4 protein-coding genes are annotated in these 18,886 nt (G+C 35.6%); all 4 read left to right on the top strand.

Annotated features, from left to right (window positions below; translation table 11 throughout):
• The first annotated feature begins 59 nt into the window (after window positions 1-59).
• The 4 genes from HZI73_RS17325 to HZI73_RS17310 all read left to right on the top strand — a co-directional run bounded on the left by HZI73_RS17325 (window position 60) and on the right by HZI73_RS17310 (window position 18,859).
• Window positions 60-767: a zinc dependent phospholipase C family protein gene (locus tag HZI73_RS17325; RefSeq protein WP_212694632.1), complete on the top strand. Its 708-nt coding sequence runs from the start codon at window positions 60-62 to the stop codon at window positions 765-767.
• A 315-nt stretch (window positions 768-1,082) separates the two neighbouring features.
• A complete protein-coding gene (gene nagE / locus HZI73_RS17320; RefSeq protein WP_212694631.1) occupies window positions 1,083-2,471 on the top strand; it encodes an N-acetylglucosamine-specific PTS transporter subunit IIBC in 1,389 nt (462 codons plus the stop codon).
• A 114-nt stretch (window positions 2,472-2,585) separates the two neighbouring features.
• Window positions 2,586-3,092, top strand: a complete 507-nt coding sequence (locus tag HZI73_RS17315) for a PTS sugar transporter subunit IIA (RefSeq protein ID WP_212694630.1) — start codon at window positions 2,586-2,588, stop codon at window positions 3,090-3,092.
• A gap of 554 nt (window positions 3,093-3,646) precedes the next feature.
• Window positions 3,647-18,859, top strand: coding sequence for a DUF4073 domain-containing protein (locus HZI73_RS17310; protein WP_212694629.1), 15,213 nt, complete (start codon window positions 3,647-3,649; stop codon window positions 18,857-18,859).
• The last annotated feature ends 27 nt before the right edge of the window (window positions 18,860-18,886 follow it).

Here is an 18,886-nt window from a genome sequence, read left to right as displayed (position 1 = left end):
ATATTGGGTATAATAAGTCTAAACATGACCTAAGTTTTCAGACAAAGAAGGAAGAGACCATGAAGAAAAGAATTGAAAATTACTATGGACGATTATTAAGGAAATTTCTAAAGTTTGTAAATCCCATTAAAAAGCTATTCATTGATACAGATTGTGAAGTACATGTTTTCAATAATTATCATGCTGTTGAACTACTTAAAAAGCATGGATATAAACAAGAATACCGTTTTTTTACAAGGTATCTAAAAGATATTGATAAAGGTTCTATTTGGGCTGATCAGGATTTTAAAAGCATTACCCATTTTTATAATCCCCATATGAAGCGTGGCTTATTTGGGCACAATAATTCCTTAGACCTTACCATGGACTATTACAATATTGCTCTTAGGTTATGGGAAATAGGTAAAAAGAATGATAGCATGTTTTATCTTGGTGCATGCGTTCATATTATTCAAGACCTTACCATTAGTCAGCATGTGAAAATCAGGCTGCTGAATGGACATCGACAATATGAAAATTATGTAAAATACACCCATGACCTTGTAAAAGAGTATGTAGCCACAAAGGCTCCCATACTTTTGAAATCACCAGAAGCCTATGTAGAGTATAATGCTATGCAAGCTCTACGTATAGAAGGATGGGTAAAAAAGATACCCAATATTAAACATCAATTCTATCATAAAACACTGTACACCTTACCATTAGCACAACGTACAACTGCAGGTTGTTTGCTGCTATTTATCCAAGATAATTTTAAAAAACAATAAATACGCTAATACCAACATGTATTAGATTTAAGATTATATTAAAATTAGAACCAATCAAAAAATAAGCATAATCCATAGGACACCCCCATATAATGTATTAAAGTAAGAATTGAATAGATGTAGCGTGTAACTAATTCGATTAGGCATGAGTTGATGAATAAGATAAGCTTTCTTATGAGTGAACCCATGCTTTTTTTGAACCCACACGATTCACAATTCATGATTTGCTCATGAGTCAAAAACAAGTTGTTTAAAGCTGCTTGTTTTTAAGCGATGCATCAAAGTTTTAAAATGGATTAAAAATGGAGGGGTATCATGAAAAATGCATTTGGTTCGTTGCAAAAAGTAGGAAAGGCATTAATGTTACCTGTAGCGGTTATGCCTATAACTGCGCTGCTTTTGAGATTAGGCGTTCTGTGGAAAATCGATATTATGACACAGGCAGGGGATGCTATTTTTAGTAACCTAGCAATTTTATTTGCAGTTGGTATTGCTTTTGGGTTAGCTAAGAATAACCATGGAGCTGCTGGTTTAGCAGGCCTTGTGGGGTACTTTACCATTACGAAGGTCACACCAGCAGCATCGGTGTTGTTTGGTATTTCAGAAGAAGCCTATCTACTGAATAATAATATTCTTATGGGTATTTTAGCAGGTATTATGGCCGGTTTACTGTACAACAGATTCTACAAAACCAAGTTACCGGATTGGTTAGCTTTCTTTGGGGGCAAACGTTTTGTTCCCATTGTGACATCCATTGTGAGTATTTTTGTTGGTCTGATATTAGGTCTTGTTTGGCCCGCATTTGAATCTGGATTCAATGCTACTGGGGAATGGATTATAGGCGCTGGAACAATAGGGGTATTTTTATACGGTTTATTGAACCGTCTGCTTATTCCATTAGGCCTTCATCATGTGGTTAATACGTTTGTATGGTTTACATTTGGTACATACAATGGAGCTTCTGGTGAAATTAATCGTTTCTTAGCAGGGGACCCAACAGCTGGTACATTTTTAGCAGGCTTCTTCCCTATCATGATGTTTGCACTGCCTGCTGTTGCTTTAGCAATCTATACAACCGCTAAGAAATCCAATCGTAAAGTAATTGGTGGGATGCTGCTATCAGTAGCATTTACATCTTTCTTAACAGGTATCACAGAACCTATTGAATTTATGTTTATGTTCTTAGCGCCAGTGCTTTATATCGCTCATGCTGTATTAACAGGTATTGCTTTAGCCATCTGTGAGTTATTAGGATGTTTACACGGCTTTGCATTCTCAGCAGGTGCTATAGACTATTTCTTGAATTTCAATATCGCCACCAAACCAATCCTATTATTAGGTGTGGGTATTATTATGGCAGTCGTCTATTATTTAATCTTCGTTCTGCTCATTAAGAAACTTAACTTACCAACACCAGGTCGAACGGATGATGAAAGCGGTGATGAGAGCATTATAAAAGCCAAAGGTATCGGAGAGATTGCCAAAGAGTATATTGATGTATTAGGTGGTCGGGACAATATTGTTGAAGTTGATGCCTGTATTACGCGGCTTCGACTTACTTTGAAAAATAATGAACATGTTTCCCTTGAGGCTTGTAAAGCTCTTGGTGCTAGTGGTCTAATTAAACCAAATAACCGTAATATCCAGATTATTGTAGGTACGCAAGCTGAGATTATTGCTGAGCAGATCAAGGAATTACTATAGAATTTCTAGATTAAATCATTTATTTTGGAGTTGTAATCAAGTCAATAATAAGTGCTTAGAACATAAGGATATGGATAGTTATTGGCTTGATATACAACTGAAGGGGGACGCATCATGTTTGGTTTTAAGAGGGAGCGTATACATAATATAACGTTATATGCACCTATAAAAGGAAAGGTTGTACCTCTAGAAGATGTACCCGACCCCGTATTTTCACAGAGAATGATTGGTGATGGTTTTGCTATTGTACCATCAGCAGGTCTTGTATGTAGTCCTTGTAAAGGACATTTGATTCAGATATTTCCTACTAATCATGCCATTATGATTAAGACCAGTCAAGGACTTGACATCATCATCCACCTTGGTATAGATACCGTTAAATTAAAGGGAAAGGGCTTCAAGCGTTTAGTAGAACCAGGATGTTCATTAAAGGTTGGACAGCCATTAGTTGACATGGATCTTCAACACATCATCGACCAAAAAAAAGACATTATTTCACCGATCCTTATTACATCTTTAGACCAAATAAAAAACATGGAAGTGATGTATAAACACTGTCACATAAAAGATAAGATTTGCAGACTGGCACTGCATAATTCTTATAATAAAGGTGATGGATAAATGACTCTTGTAGAAGTAAGAAATGTAACGGGGTTACATACACGACCTGCTAGTCAGCTTTTATAAAGAGCTTCAAAGAATAATAAAAAAGTCATTAGGTGATAGGGATGGCTGATGACTTTTTTAATTGCTCAGATAATAGAGCTATTGATGCGAAACAGTTATCATCTAAATCACCAATATATGGGAATAATTTATTATATACTATAACTTATCTGCTTAGCCTATGTTGATAGATTAAGTAAACTTGTACATAGATGACGTAAATAATTCTCTAAAGATTAATCCTATCTATTAGAACGTTGAGATTTTGTTGAGATTGGGTATGGTATAACTAAAGAAATAGATAATTAGACTATCATCAATATAGATAGATATACCTATTTTGATGTAGAGTGAAAGGATATAAAATAGTTCTATATACCCATAAAATCGAACTTATAAGTATATAAAGAAACGTAATAATGCATTAATATGGGGCATTTTATAATACATATGTTTGCACAACAGCATTGAGCTGGTTCATAAAGTTTGCAAAGATAGGAGGTAATTGTATGAGAAAATTAAATCAAACGTTAAAACGACTATTCATAATACTATTAGCAAGCATAACCATCATTTCAAATATGCCTTCTCATGCGTTTGCTGAAGAGGTTGATACTCACCTAGGACACAATATGTCTGTAGAACATGCAAATGACAAACAAGCGATAATAGAGCAGCAAGAAAATGGACAAGCTAGCGAAAAGATAACAGATAATACTGAGCTAATAGCTAATAATGAGGATAATACTAAGCTACTTCATGAAGAAGATGATAATGATGGGTTAGACAGTGAATCAAATAAGAGTAACGAGGAAGAGGATAGCAGCAATGAAATCCAAGAACATAATGAAGAGGAAGAAAATCTAGGTGACGAGACTGATGAAGACAGTGAAGAGGAAGAAAATCTAAGTGATGAGATTAATGAAATCAATGGAGATGAAGAAAACCTAGGTGATGAGGCTGATGAAAGTAACGAAGAGCAAGAAAACCTAAATGATACAGTTCAAGAAAATACGGATGAGACCCAAGAAAGTAATGAAGAAGAAACTTTACATGATAACGACCTAGAAAATCTCCAAGAAGAAATAAATAACGAGGAAGATATTGAGGATGGTGAGAAACAACCTAAGGTACTTCAAGCTATACAAAGCCTGGGTACAATAAAAGTAGTCACCACATTAAAAAAATATCAACATCAAGGCGCTAACCAATATGATAATAGAGGTGAAATAAAGCCAGGTGACTATGACTATTATGATACAGTTGACAGCTGGTATCAAATAAAAAGCGGTAATCAATTATTCTGGATTAATACCGAGTGGCTCTTGAACCAAGGAGGTTTAAAAACGGATAAAAATCTGATTTGCTATGTGAATACAGATGATCGTCGTTTAGATAAGACACCACAAGGTCAATTGGAAGAGCGTGGTATGGTTCCCAAAGACAAGATGCTATACTATTCAAAAAGGGATGGGTCTTTCTATCTCATTCAACAGCATTTAGGTAGCGTTTGGGTTAATATAGATGATTTGTCCGTTTCTTATGATGCTTTTATGCCAACCCAAGGACATATTGAATTAGAATATGGCAGAAAATACTATGATCATAAATACGATGCAATTTCTTCAGGAATCTTAACCAATAATGATAATCATAATCCAAATATTAATGCAGTATCCTACTATTATTATGAACATGGTAATGGCTGGATGCTAATACATAACTTCAATGGACAAAAATGGATTAAACTTAATGAAACCCCTGTGACATCTACGCCGCCTGATGTAATGGCTGATGATAAACATGATGTGATTGTGGGAAATGATTCAACGAAGACAAACATGGAATATACAACAGATAAAGGCAACAATTGGTCAACATTTGAACCAAGTAATCCTCCTACATTTCATGGAGATGTAACGGTTAATATACGTTTTAAAAGTTCTAACAACAATCCTGCAAGTGACATAACAGAACTGAAATTTAAGTATAATTATCAAGAGAATTTTAGTGGTGATAAGCAAGTATTTGATGACATTATTAGTCATAAAAGAGGTTACTTGAATGTGAAGCATTATGAAATCTCGGAGATATCAAACGGTAACCCAAGTTCTGACCCAGCACTTGATTCAGACGAAAGACACAAAATGTTTGGTGCAGAAAACTACGATGGTTACAAATATCAAAAACCTAGACAATCAAAAAAATATGCAGAGACAGACAAAGGCTCATTATACTTTTATCAAAAGTCAAATGGAAGCCATACACATGATGCATTTCATAATGCAATTAATATGTGGGGATATTTTGTACCAGAAAAAACAGGTTATTATCATTTAATTGCCTATGTGGATGATGGTGTTTATGGTCAAGTTACAGTGAATAATCAGGATGTGGTTTTTGCAGACTCTTGGCGTTATCAGGCACCAAGGGAAGTCAATAATCATGGTCAACTTTTTATGGAAGAAGGTAAAATATATCCTATATATATGGATTACTTTGATAATAAAAAAGACCAAGCTGCCTTTGAATTAAGGATGAAATATAATAATGGAATCACAGAAGAGGTCCCTAGTAGTTACTTATATCCGACAACAAAAGACTTATCCGACAATAAAAAGGTACCTGTAAGCGACATAGATGTTGAACCTAAATCACAAGTCTTAAACATCAATGAAAGTCAAACAGTTCAATTAGTAGCTACAATTATACCCTCAGATGCGACGAATAAGCATGTAACATGGTCTTCAGATAATGAAGCAGTAGCTATAGTTAATGCTAATGGTCTTGTTACAGCATTGAGCATTGGAACGGCCAACATCACAGCTACATCAGAAGATGGAAATCACCAAGATGTATGCACATTAACAGTTACAGATGGTCTAACTGGCGATCCTAATAAATTCTTTTATGCTAATGATAACAGAGGAACGCTAGTTAAATATTATCCATTTAGATCTTCTGACAAGTCGGTTGTCGTTGCAGAGTTTATAGGTAATTACAGAGATATAGCAACTCTACCAGACGGTACCCTTGTAGGTATTACCCAGGGAGGTAGCCTATATAAAGATATCGATATAGATGCAACATTTGATAGGTATTTAGAGAATGGTGTCAATGCATTAACAGCTGATGTTGATGGGAATCTATATTTTGCTAAACAGCATGATGGTATTATTAAGAAGTATGATATGCAGAATAATGACATATTAACCATAATAGACACAGGTTATAAAGCAAAAGGTGATCTTGTTTTTTTAGATAAAAATACACTGTACTACACTGGTTATAAAAGTAATAAAGCCTTTTTAATTAAGGTTGATATAAGTGAAAAACAGGTAACCAATCTCGGAAAACTATCGGGAAAACCCTATGGTATAGCTGTTATTGATAACAACTTATTTGTTGCATTCCTTGATAAAGGGAAAAGTTATGTTGACGTATACGACCCACAAGGGAATAAGCTTTCTATAACATCACAATTAATGCAATATATGAAACAAGTGCACGGTGCTGCTCAAGGGATTAATAAAGTAATAAGCAATGCACCAGTAGCTAAGGATGTAATCATTAATGGTATTGCAAAAGTTGGTGAGACATTAACAGGTGTCTATACATACCATGATGCAGAAGGTGACGAAGAAGGGAACTCTATCTTTCAATGGTACGCCAATACAGGGAAAAATCAATCCTATGAGCTTATAGAAGGTGCATATCATAAAACGTTTGTTATACCTAATAGGTTATTAGGGTATAACATTAAGTTTGAAGTGACACCCATTGCTAAAACAGGTGTAACCCTTCAAGGTAATCCAGTAAAATCACAATTTACGAATAAGGTCTCAGTTGATTTAGTTGGACCATATGATTATGATTATTTCTATTTAAATGCTAAAGATGGAGACCTTGTAAAGTATTACCCCAAAGATGCTTTGACAGAAGATGTCACATATACCAATAAGGTTTATTTAGACATTGCTAATAGTGAAGATACTCTTTTTGGAATAAACAATAAAAAGCTTTTTAAGAACATTCAAACACAGCCAGAAGAAGTTGCCAACTTAGGTTCTAATACAGTTAATGCATTAACGTATAATAATGGCCTATTCTATTATGTCAATAACTTATGGCTAATGGCTTATCATCCCACAGATAAAACCTTTCATTATCTAAAATATTTAGGTTATAACTCTAATGGTGATTTAGTCGCTTATAATGGTGATATGTATTATTTAGCTGCTAATGGCAGTAAGACCAATTTAATTAAAATTGATTTCAGTGATGATTATGCAACCACCATAATTGGTACATATAGCATATCAAATCTCTATGGTGTTGCTGTTGCTAACAACACATTATTTGTTGCATATGGCAAAAACATAGCAAAAGTAAATGTATCAAATGGAAGATTATATGATGAGCAAACTGTAAATATCAGCAACATTGTTTATGGTGCTGCACAAGGTGGTTATTATGACTCCGTACCAAAAACTATAACAATTAATGGAAAATCAGAAATAGATGTACCAACACAGGCAAACAGCCCAATAAATGAAACTTATATTGCTGTTGTAAAAGACCAATATGGAAACATCATGACCAACCAAGATGTGGAATGGTCCCTTCAAGAAGCTATAGAAGGTATCAGTATAGATGCCAATGGAAAAGTAACTGTAACAAATAAGGCGCTAGCAATAGATTTCACAATTATAGCAACAAGTGGAAGTGTTACAGGGAGTAAGGTAGTTAATCTTAATAAAGCATCAGCTATTGTGACAAGCGTGATAGTAAATGGATTAGATGAAATAACCGTACCAACAGAAGTAGATAGTCCAACAACTTCAACATATACAGCAGAAATAAAAGATCAATATGGAAACATCATGACAGGGCAAGAAGTAAATTGGTCATTACAAAAAGCTGTGGAAGGTGTCAGTATAGATGCCAATGGACAAGTAACTGTAACGAATAAGGCACCAGGAACACAATTTACAATCATAGCAACAAGTGGAAGTGTTACAGATAGTAAGTTAGTTAGTCTTAATAAAGCATCATCTATCGTAACAAGCGTAACAATAAATGGTTTAGATGAGATAACTGTACCAGCAGAAGTAGATAGTGCAACAACTTCAACATATACCGCAGAAGTAAAAGACCAATACGGAAACATCATGATAGGTGAAGAAGTAGAATGGTCCATTAAAGAAGCATTAGAGGGTGTCAGTATAGAAGACACTGGAAAAATAACTGTAACAAATAAGGCCCCAGGAACAGAATTCTCAGTCATAGCAACAAGTGGAAGTGTTACAGATAGTAAGGTAGTTAATCTTAATAAAGCAACAGCTATCACAACAAGTGTGACAGTAAATGGTTTAGATGAGATAACTGTACCAACAGAAATAGATAGTCCTACAAATGTGACTTACACAGCAGTAATAAAAGACCAGTACGGAGACATCATGACAGAAGAAGTAACATGGTCATTAAAAGAAGCTGTAGAAGGCGTGAGCATAGATGCTAATGGACAAGTATCTATAACGAATAAAGCGTCAGGAACAGAATTCACAGTCATAGCAACAAACGGAAGTAAAACAGGAAGTAAGGCAGTTAATCTTAAAAAAGCACCAGCTATGGTTGCAAGTGTGACAGTAAATGGTTTAGATGAGATAACTGTACCAACCGAATTAAATAGTCCAATAAGTATAACTTACACAGCAGAAATGAAAGACCAGTACGGAAATATAATGACAGAAGAAGCAACATGGTCATTAAAAGAAGCTATAGAAGGCATCAGCATAGATGAAACTGGAAAAGTATCTGTAACAAATAAAGCCCCAGGAACAGAATTCACAGTTATAGCAACAAGTGGAAGCGTTACAGATAGTAAGTTAGTTAATCTTAAAAAAGCACCAGCTATCGTAACAAGTGTTGTAGTAAATGGATTAGATGAAGTAACCGTACCAATAGAAGTAAATAGTCCAACAACTTCAACATATACCGCAGAAGTAAAAGACCAATATGGAAACATCATGGCAAACCAAGATGTAGAATGGTCCCTTCAAGAAGCTAATGAGGGTGTAAGTGTAGATGACACTGGAAAAGTAACTGTAACAAATAAAGCACCAGGAACAGAATTCACGGTCATAGCAACAGGTGGAAGTGTTACAGATAGTAAGTTAGTTAGTCTTAATAAAGCATCAGCTATCGTAACAAGTGTTGTAGTAAATGGATTAGCTGAAATAAACGTACCAACAGAATTAGATAGTCCAACAACTTCAACATATACAACAGAAATAAAAGATCAATATGGAAACATCATGACAAACCAAGATGTGGAATGGTCCCTTCAAGAAGCTATAGAGGGTGTAAATGTAGATGCCACTGGAAAAGTAACTGTAACAAATAAAGCGCTAGGGACAGAATTCACAATTATAGCTACAAGTGGAAGTGAAACAGGAAGTAAAGTAGTTAATCTTAAAAAAGCACCAGCTATCGTAACAAGTGTTGTAGTAAACGGATTAGATGAAATAACCGTACCAACAGAATTAAATAGTCCTACAAATGTGGCTTACACAGCAATAATAAAAGACCAGTACGGAAATATCATGACAGAAGAAGTAACATGGTCATTAAAAGAAGCTGTAGAAGGCGTCAGTATAGATGCCACTGGACAAGTAACGGTAACAAATAAAGTGCCAGGAACACAATTCACAGTCATAGCAACAAGCGGAAGTAAAACAGGAAGTAAGTCAGTTAATGTTAATAAAGCCCCAGCTATAATAACAAGTGTTGTAGTAAACGGATTAGATGAAATAACCGTACCAACAGAATTAAGTAGTCCTACAAATATAACTTACACAGCAGAAATAAAGGACCAATACGGAGACATTATGACAGAAGAAGTAACATGGTCATTAATAGAAGCTGTAGAAGGCGTCAGTATAGATGCCACTGGACAAGTAACGATAACAAATAAAGTGCCAGGAACACAATTCACAATCATAGCAACAAGCGGAAGTAAAACAGGAAGTAAGTCAGTTAATCTTAATAAAGCCCCAGCTATAATAACAAGTGTTGTAGTAAACGGATTAGATGAAGTAACCGTACCAATAGAATTAGAAAGTCCAACAACTTCAACATATACAGCAGAAATAAAAGACCAATATGGAAACATCATGACAAACCAAGATGTGAAATGGTCCCTTCAAGAAGCTATAGAGGGTGTAAATGTAGATGACACTGGAAAAGTAACTGTAACAAATAAAGCGCCAGGGGCAGAATTCACAATTATAGCTACAAGTGGAAGTGAAACAGGAAGTAAAGTAGTTAATCTTAAAAAAGCACCAGCAATCGTAACAAGTGTTGTAGTAAACGGATTAGATGAAATAACCGTACCAACACAATTAAATAGTCCTACAAATGTGACTTACACAGCAATAATAAAAGACCAGTACGGAAATATCATGACAGAAGAAGTAACATGGTCATTAAAAGAAGCTGTAGAAGGCGTCAGTATAGATGCCAATGGAAAAGTATCTGTAACGAATAAGGCCCCAGGAACAGAATTTACAGTCAGAGCAACAAGTGGAAGTGTTACAGATAGTAAGCTAGTTAATCTTAATAAAGCACCAGCTATCGTAACAAGCGTAACAGTAAATGGTTTGGATAAGATAACTGTACCAACAGAAGTAGGCAGTCCTTCAAATGTTACTTACACAGCAATAATAAAAGACCAGTATGGAAACATCATGACAGGGCAAGAAGTAAATTGGTCATTACAAAAAGCTGTAGAAGGTGTCGGTATAGATGCATATGGACAGATAACTGTAACAAACAAAGCACCAGGAACAGAATTCATAGTCATAGCAACAAGCGGAAGTAAAACAGGAAGTAAGGCAGTTAATCTTAAAAAAGCATCAGCTATCGTAACAAGCGTAACAGTAAATGGTCTGGATGAGATAACTATACCAACAGAAGTAGGCAGTCCTTCAAAAGTTACATACACAGCAATAATAAAGGACCAGTATGGAAACATCATAACAAACCAAGATGTGGAATGGTCCCTTCAAGAAGCTATAGAGGGTGTAAGTGCAGATGACACTGGAAAAGTAACTGTAACAAATAAAGCCCTAGGAACAGAATTTACAGTCATAGCAACAAGTGGAAGCATTACAGATAGTAAGGTAGTTAATCTTAATAAAGCATCATCTATCGTAACAAGTGTTGTAGTAAACGGATTAGATGAAATAACCGTGCCAACAGAATTAAATAGTCCTAAAAGTATAACTTTTACAGCAGAAATAAAGGACCAATACGGAGATATCATATTAGAAGAAGTAACATGGTCATTAAAAAAAGCTGTGGAAGGTGTCAGTATAGATGCATATGGACAGATAACTGTAACAAATAAAGCCCCAGGAAAAGAATTCACAGTCATAGCTACAAGCGAAAGTGAAACAGGAAGCAAGGTAGTCAATTTAAAAAGAGTATCAGCTATTGTAACAAGCATAGCAGTGAATGGATTAGCTGAAATAACCGTACCAATAGAAATAGATAGTCCAACAACTTCAACATATACAGCAGAAATAAAAGACCAGTATGGAAGTATCATGACAGAAGAAGTAACATGGTCATTAAAAGAAGCTATAGAAGGCGTCACTATAGATGCTAATGGACAAGTATCTATAACGAATAAAGCGCCAGGAACAGAATTCACAGTCATAGCAACAAGTGGAAGTAAAACAGGAAGTAAACTTGTCCAACTTAAAAAAGCCCCAGCTATGGTTGCAAATGTGACAGTAAATGGTTTGGATGAGATAACTGTACCAACAGAAGTAGGCAGTCCTTCAAAAGTTACTTACACAGCAATAATAAGAGACCAGTATGGAAATATAATGACAGAAGAAGTAATATGGTCATTAAAAGAAGCTGTAGAAGGCGTCAGTATAGATGTTAATGGACAAGTATCTATAACGAATAAAGCACCAGGAACAGATTTTACAGTCATAGCAACAAGCGGAAGTAAAACAGGAAGTAAGTCAGTTAATCTTAATAAAGCACCAGCTATAGCAACAAGCATAACAGTAAATGGATTAGATGAAATAACTGTGCCAACAGAAAACGATAGTCCTAAAAGTATAGCTTACGCAGTAGAAGTAAAAGATCAATACGGAAGTATCATGACAGGACAAGAAGTAAATTGGTCACTGAAAGAAGCTGTGGAAGGTGTTAGTATAGATAACAATGGAGAAGTAACTGTAACAAATAAAGCGCCAAAAACACAATTCACAATTATAGCAACAAACGGAAATAAAACAGGAAGTAAATCAGTCAACCTTAAAAAAGCACCAGCTATCTTAACAAGCGTGACAATAAATGGTTTAGATGAGATAACTGTACCAAAAGAAGTAGATAGTCCAACAACTTCAACATATACCGCAGAAGTAAAAGACCAATACGGAAACATCATGATAAACCAAGAAGTAACATGGTCATTAAAAGAAGCTGTAGAAGGTGTCAGTATAGAAGACACTGGAAAAAAAGTAACTGTAACAAATAAGGCCCCAGGAACAGAATTCACAGTCATAGCAACAAGTGGAAGTGTTACAGATAGTAAGGTAGTTAATCTTAATAAAGCAACAGCTATGGTTGCAAGCGTGACAGTAAATGGTTTAGATGAGATAACTGTACCAACAGAAATAAATAGTCCTTCAAATGTTACTTACACAGCAATAATAAAAGACCAGTACGGAAATATCATGTTAGAAGAACTAACATGGTCATTAAAAGAAGCTGTAGAAGGTGTCAGTATTGATGCCAATGGGCAAGTAACTGTAACAAACAAAGCACCAGATACAGATTTCACAATCATAGCAACAAGCGGAAGTGAAACAGGAAGCAAGGTAGTCAATCTAAAAAGAGCACCAGCTGTAGTAACAAGCATAGCAGTAAATGGATTAGCTGAAATAACCGTACCAACAGAAGTAGATAGTCCAACAATTTCAACATATACAGCAGAAATAAAAAATCAATATGGAAATATAATGACAGAAGAAGTAATATGGTCATTAAAAGAAGCTGTGGAAGGTGTCAGTATAGATGCCAAAGGACAAGTAACTGTAACGAATAAAGCACCAGGAACAGATTTTACAGTCATAGCAACAAGCGGAAGTAAAACAGGAAGTAAGTCAGTTAATCTTAATAAAGCACCAGCTATAATAACGAGTGTTGTAATAAATGGATTAGCTGAAATAACCGTACCAATAGAAGTAGATAGTCCAACAACTTCAACTTACACAGCAGAAATAAAAGACCAGTACGGAAATATAATGACAGAAGAAGCAACATGGTCATTAAAAGAAGCTGTAGAGGGTGTCAGTATAGATGCCAATGGAAAAGTAACTGTAACTAATAAGGCCCCAGGAACAGAATTTACAGTCATAGCAACAAGTGGAAGCGTTACAGATAGTAAGCTAGTTAATCTTAATAAAGCATCATCTATCGTAACAAGTGTTGTAGTAAACGGATTAGATGAAATAACCGTACCAATAGAAGTAGATAGTCCAACAACTTCAATATATACAGCTGAAATAAAAAACCAGTACGGAAATATAATGACAGAAGAAGTAACATGGTCATTAAAAGAAGCAGTAGAAGGCATCAGCATAGATGAAACTGGAAAAGTAACTGTAACAAATAAAGCACCAGGAACAGAATTCACAATTATAGCAACAAGTAGAAGCGTTACAGATAGTAAGTTAGTTAGTCTTAAAAAAGCACCAGCTATTGTAACAAGCGTAACAGTAAATGGTTTGGATGAGATAACTGTACCAACAGAAGTAGCCAGTCCTTCAAATGTTACTTACACAGCAATAGCAAAAGACCAGTATGGAAACATTATGACAAACCAAGATGTGGAATGGTCCCTTCAAGAAGCTATAGAGGGTATAAGTGTAGATGCCACTGGAAAAGTAACTGTAACAAATAAAGCGCCAGGAACAGAATTCACAATTATAGCTACAAGTGGAAGTGAAACAGGAAGCATAGTAGTCAATCTAAAAAGAGCATCATCTATAATAACAAGCGTGACAGTAGATGGATTAGATGAAATAACTGTGCCTACAGAAATAGATAGTCCAACAAATGTGACTTACGTAGCAGAAATAAAGGATCAATACGGGAATATCATGACAGGTGAAGAAGTAACATGGTCATTACAAGAAACAGTGGAAGGTGTCAGTATAGATGCTAATGGGGAAGTATCTGTAACGAATAAAGCATCTGGAACAGAATTCACAGTCATAGCAACAAGTGGAAGTGTTACAGATAGTAAGTTAGTTAATCTTAATAAAGCAACAGCTATGGTTGCAAGCGTGACAGTAAATGGTTTAGATGAGATAACTGTACCAACAGAAGTAGGCAGTCCTTCAAATGTTACTTACACAGCAATAATAAAAGACCAATACGGAGATATCATAACAGAAGAAGTAACATGGTCATTAAAAGAAGCTATAGAAGGCGTCAGTATAGATGCCAATGGACAAGTAACTGTAACGAATAAAGCACCAGGGACAGAATTAATAATTATAGCTACAAGTGGAAGTGAAACAGGAAGTAAAGTAGTTAATCTTAAAAAAGCACCAGCTATGGTTGCAAGTGTAACAATAAATGGTTTAGATGAAATAACTGTACCAACAGAAATAGATAGTCCTACAAATGTGACTTACGTAGCAGTGATTAAAGACCAGTACGGAAACATCATGACAGGTGAAGAAATAACTTGGTCATTAAAAGAAGCTGTAGAAGGTGTCAGTATAGATGCCAATGGACAAGTATCTGTAACGAATAAAGCACTAGGAACAGAATTCACAGTCATAGCAAAAAGTGGAAGCGTTACACATAGTAAGCTAGTTAATCTTAATAAAGCATCAGCTATCGTAACAAGCGTAACAATAAACGGTTTAGATGAAATAACTGTACCAAGAGAATTAAATAGTCCTACAAATGTGACTTACGTAGCAGTGATTAAAGACCAGTACGGAAATATCATGACAGGTGAAGAAATAAACTGGTCATTAAAAGAAGCAGTAGAAGGCATCAGTATAGATGCCAATGGAAAAGTAACGCTAACAAATGAAGCACCAGGAACGGAATTCTCAGTTATAGCAACAAGTGGAAGCGTTACAGATAGTAAGCTAGTTAATCTTAATAAAGCATCATCTATCGTAACAAGTGTTGTAGTAAATGGATTAGCTGAAATAACCGTACCAACAGAAGTAGATAGTCCAACAACTTCAACATATATCACAGAAGTAAAAGATCAATACGGAAACATCATGACAGGTGAAGAAGTAACATGGTCATTAAAAGAAGCAGTAGAAGGCATCAGCATAGATGCAACTGGAAAAGTATCTGTAACAAATAAAGCGCCAGGGACAGAATTCACAGTTATAGCAACAAGTGGAAGCGTTACAGATAGTAAGTTAGTTAATCTTAAAAAAGCATCAGCAATTGTAACAAGTGTGATTGTAAACGGATTAGATGAAATAACTGTACCAACAGAATTAAGTAGCCCTACAAATATAACTTACACAGCAGAAATAAAAGACCAATACGGAAATATCATGACAGAAGAAGTAACATGGTCATTAAAAGAAGCTGTAGAAGGCGCCAGTATAGATGCAAATGGACAAGCAACTATAACGAATAAAGCCCCAGGAACAGAATTCACAATCATAGCAACAAGCGGAAGTGTTACAGATAGTAAGCTAGTCAATCTTAAAAAAGCACCAGCTATCGTAACAAGTGTTGTAGTAAATGGATTAGCTGAAGTAACCGTACCAATAGAAGTAGATAGTCCAACAACTTCAACATATACCGCAGAAGTAAAAGATCAATACGGAAACATCATGACAGGTGAAGAAGTAAACTGGTCATTACAAAAAGCAGTAGAAGGTGTCAGTATTGATGCCAATGGGCAAGTAACTGTAACAAACAAAGCACCAGATACAGATTTTACAATTATAGCAACAAGTGGAAGCGTTACAGATAGTAAGCTAGTTAGTCTTAATAAAGCACCAGCTATGGTTTCAAGTGTAACAATAAACGGTTTAGATGAAATAACTGTACCAACAGAAGTAGGCAGTCCTACAAATGTGACTTACGTAGCAGTGATTAAAGACCAGTACGGAAACATCATTACAGGTGAAGAAATAAACTGGTCATTACAAAAAGTTGTAGAAGGCGTCAGCATAGATAACACTGGAAAAGTAACGCTAACAAATAAAGCACCAGGAACGGAATTAACAGTCATAGCAACAAGTGGAAGTGTTACAGATAGTAAGGTAGTTAATCTTAAAAAAGCAACAGCTATGGTTGCAAGCGTGACAGTAAATGGTTTAGATGAGATAACTGTACCAACAGAAATAGATAGTCCTTCAAATGTTACTTACACAGCAATAATAAAAGACCAGTACGGAAATATAATGATAGAAGAAGTAACATGGTCATTAAAAGAAGCTGTAGAAGGTGTCAGTATTGATGCCAATGGACAAGTAACGGTAACAAATAAAGCGCCAGGAACAGAATTCACAATTATAGCAACAAGCGGAAGTAAAACAGGAAGTAAGTCAGTTAATCTTAATAAAGCACCAGCTATAATAACAAGTGTTGTAGTAAATGGATTAGCTGAAATAACCGTACCAATAGAAGTAGATAGTCCAACAACTTCAACATATACAGCAGAAATGAAAGACCAGTACGGAAATATAATGACAGAAGAAGTAACATGGTCATTAAAAGAAGCTGTAGAAGGCGTCAGCATAGATACCAATGGACAAGTAACGCTAACAAATAAAGCGCCAGGGACAGAATTCACAGTTATAGCAACAAGTGGAAGTGTTACTTATAGTAAGTTAGTTAGTCTTAAAAAAGCATCAGCAATTGTAACAAGCGTGACAGTAGATGGATTAGATGAAATAACTGTACCAACAGAATTAAGTAGTCCTACAACTGTTACTTACACAGCAGAAGTAAAAGATCAATACGGAAATATCATGATAGGACAAAAAGCAACATGGTCACTGAAAGAATCTGTAGAGGGTGTTAGTATAGATGCCACTGGACAAGTAACTGTAACAAACAAAGCACCAGGAACACAATTCACAATCATAGCAACAAGCGGAAGTATTACAGATAGTAAGCTAGTCAATCTTAAAAAAGCACCAGCTGTCGCAACAAGCATAACAGTAAACGGATTAGACGAAACAACCGTACCAACAGAAATAAATAATCCTACAACTGTAACTTACACAACAGAAGTAAAAGACCAATACGGAAACATCATGACAGCAGATACAGTTAAGTGGTCATTTCAAGAAGAAGTAAGCGGTGTAAGTATTGATGGCAATGGAATGGTAACCATAACCAATGATGCACCTCATGGAAGCATTACAGTAACCGCTAATATTGGTGAATTAGTAAGCATGAAAAATGTAAACTTAAATAAAGCACCTTCTGTAACTGGGGATGATAATGGTAATCTCTTAAATGGTGCGGATGAAACAATGGAATACTCAACCAATGGTGGTACTACTTGGACAGCATACGATGATAATAATGTACCAACATTCCTAGGTAGTGTAACCGTTTATGTGAGATATCAAGAAACACCAACAATTAATGCAGGACCGATTACGGAAGTAGTGTTCACAAAGAACACACCTTCTGCTCCATATGTAACAGGTAATGATAGTTCAAATATTTTGATAGGCGCAGATGATACAATGGAGTATTCAACAGATGGTGGCAGCAACTGGATCGTATACAATACAAATCCTGTTCCTAAGTTCTCTGGCAATGTAACAGTCAAAGTAAGGTATAAAAGCACGATCATAACAAATGCGAGTCCATCAACTGTTGTAGTCTTTACCGCTAATGCTTCCCAAGGTGGAGATGGAGGCGGTGGCAATCCATCAAATGGAGGCGGTGGTAATCCTTCAAACGATGGAGGAGGAACCCCTTCTAACGGTAATGGCAGTCCATCAGATGGCGAAGAAAATGATGACATTGGATTAGAAGAAGAAATGATAATTGAGGAGGATATTACACCACTTGGTGCAGTTGAATTCTTTGATCCTTATGTTAAAGGATTTCCAGATGGTTCTTTTAAACCTAAAAAAGCTGTTACCAGAGCTGAAGTAGCCGCTATGTTTGCAAGGATATTAAAATTAGATACGGATCATGCGGGCAATAACCAGTATACAGATGTAACCATTAACCATTGGAGCTATCAATATATTCAAGCAGTAACTAACATTGGCTTATTTAGGGGATATAGTGATGGAACCTTTAGACCTAATGCACCAATTAAGCGTTCAGAAATTGCAGTTGTATTCTCCGCATATTGGGAATATGTTGGTGCTGTTGTGGATGATCGTGATTCAACATTTATTGATGTTAAAGGGCATTGGGCAGAAAAGTATATTAACAAGCTGTATAATGCTGGGGTTGTTAAAGGCTTTGGTGATAACACCTTTAGACCGAACATGGATACGGCTAGAGAACAAATTGTCATTATGATGAATAAAATTATTGCCAGACCTATGTTAGATTTGGAAGAACCTTCCTTTGAGGATGTTTCAAAAGAACATTGGGCAAATGGAGATATTGAAGCAGCAGCGGCAAAATCAAAAAAGAAAGAAAATATTGAAGAAAACAATTAAGTTTACTCTTAAAATAAGGTGTCTAGT

This window comes from Vallitalea pronyensis (assembly GCF_018141445.1).
Classification (GTDB): domain Bacteria; phylum Bacillota; class Clostridia; order Lachnospirales; family Vallitaleaceae; genus Vallitalea; species Vallitalea pronyensis.
Note: the sequence above shows the minus strand (reverse complement) of the source record. Positions and strands in the feature narration are given on the sequence as shown.

Excerpts from the sequence above, each read along its gene's own strand:
- nagE (WP_212694631.1), top strand. The coding sequence starts at position 1,083 with ATGAAAAATGCATTTGGTTCGTTGCAAAAAGTAGGAAAGGCATTAATG.
- HZI73_RS17310 (WP_212694629.1), top strand. The coding sequence starts at position 3,647 with ATGAGAAAATTAAATCAAACGTTAAAACGACTATTCATAATACTATTA.
- HZI73_RS17325 (WP_212694632.1), top strand. The coding sequence starts at position 60 with ATGAAGAAAAGAATTGAAAATTACTATGGACGATTATTAAGGAAATTT.
- HZI73_RS17315 (WP_212694630.1), top strand. The coding sequence starts at position 2,586 with ATGTTTGGTTTTAAGAGGGAGCGTATACATAATATAACGTTATATGCA.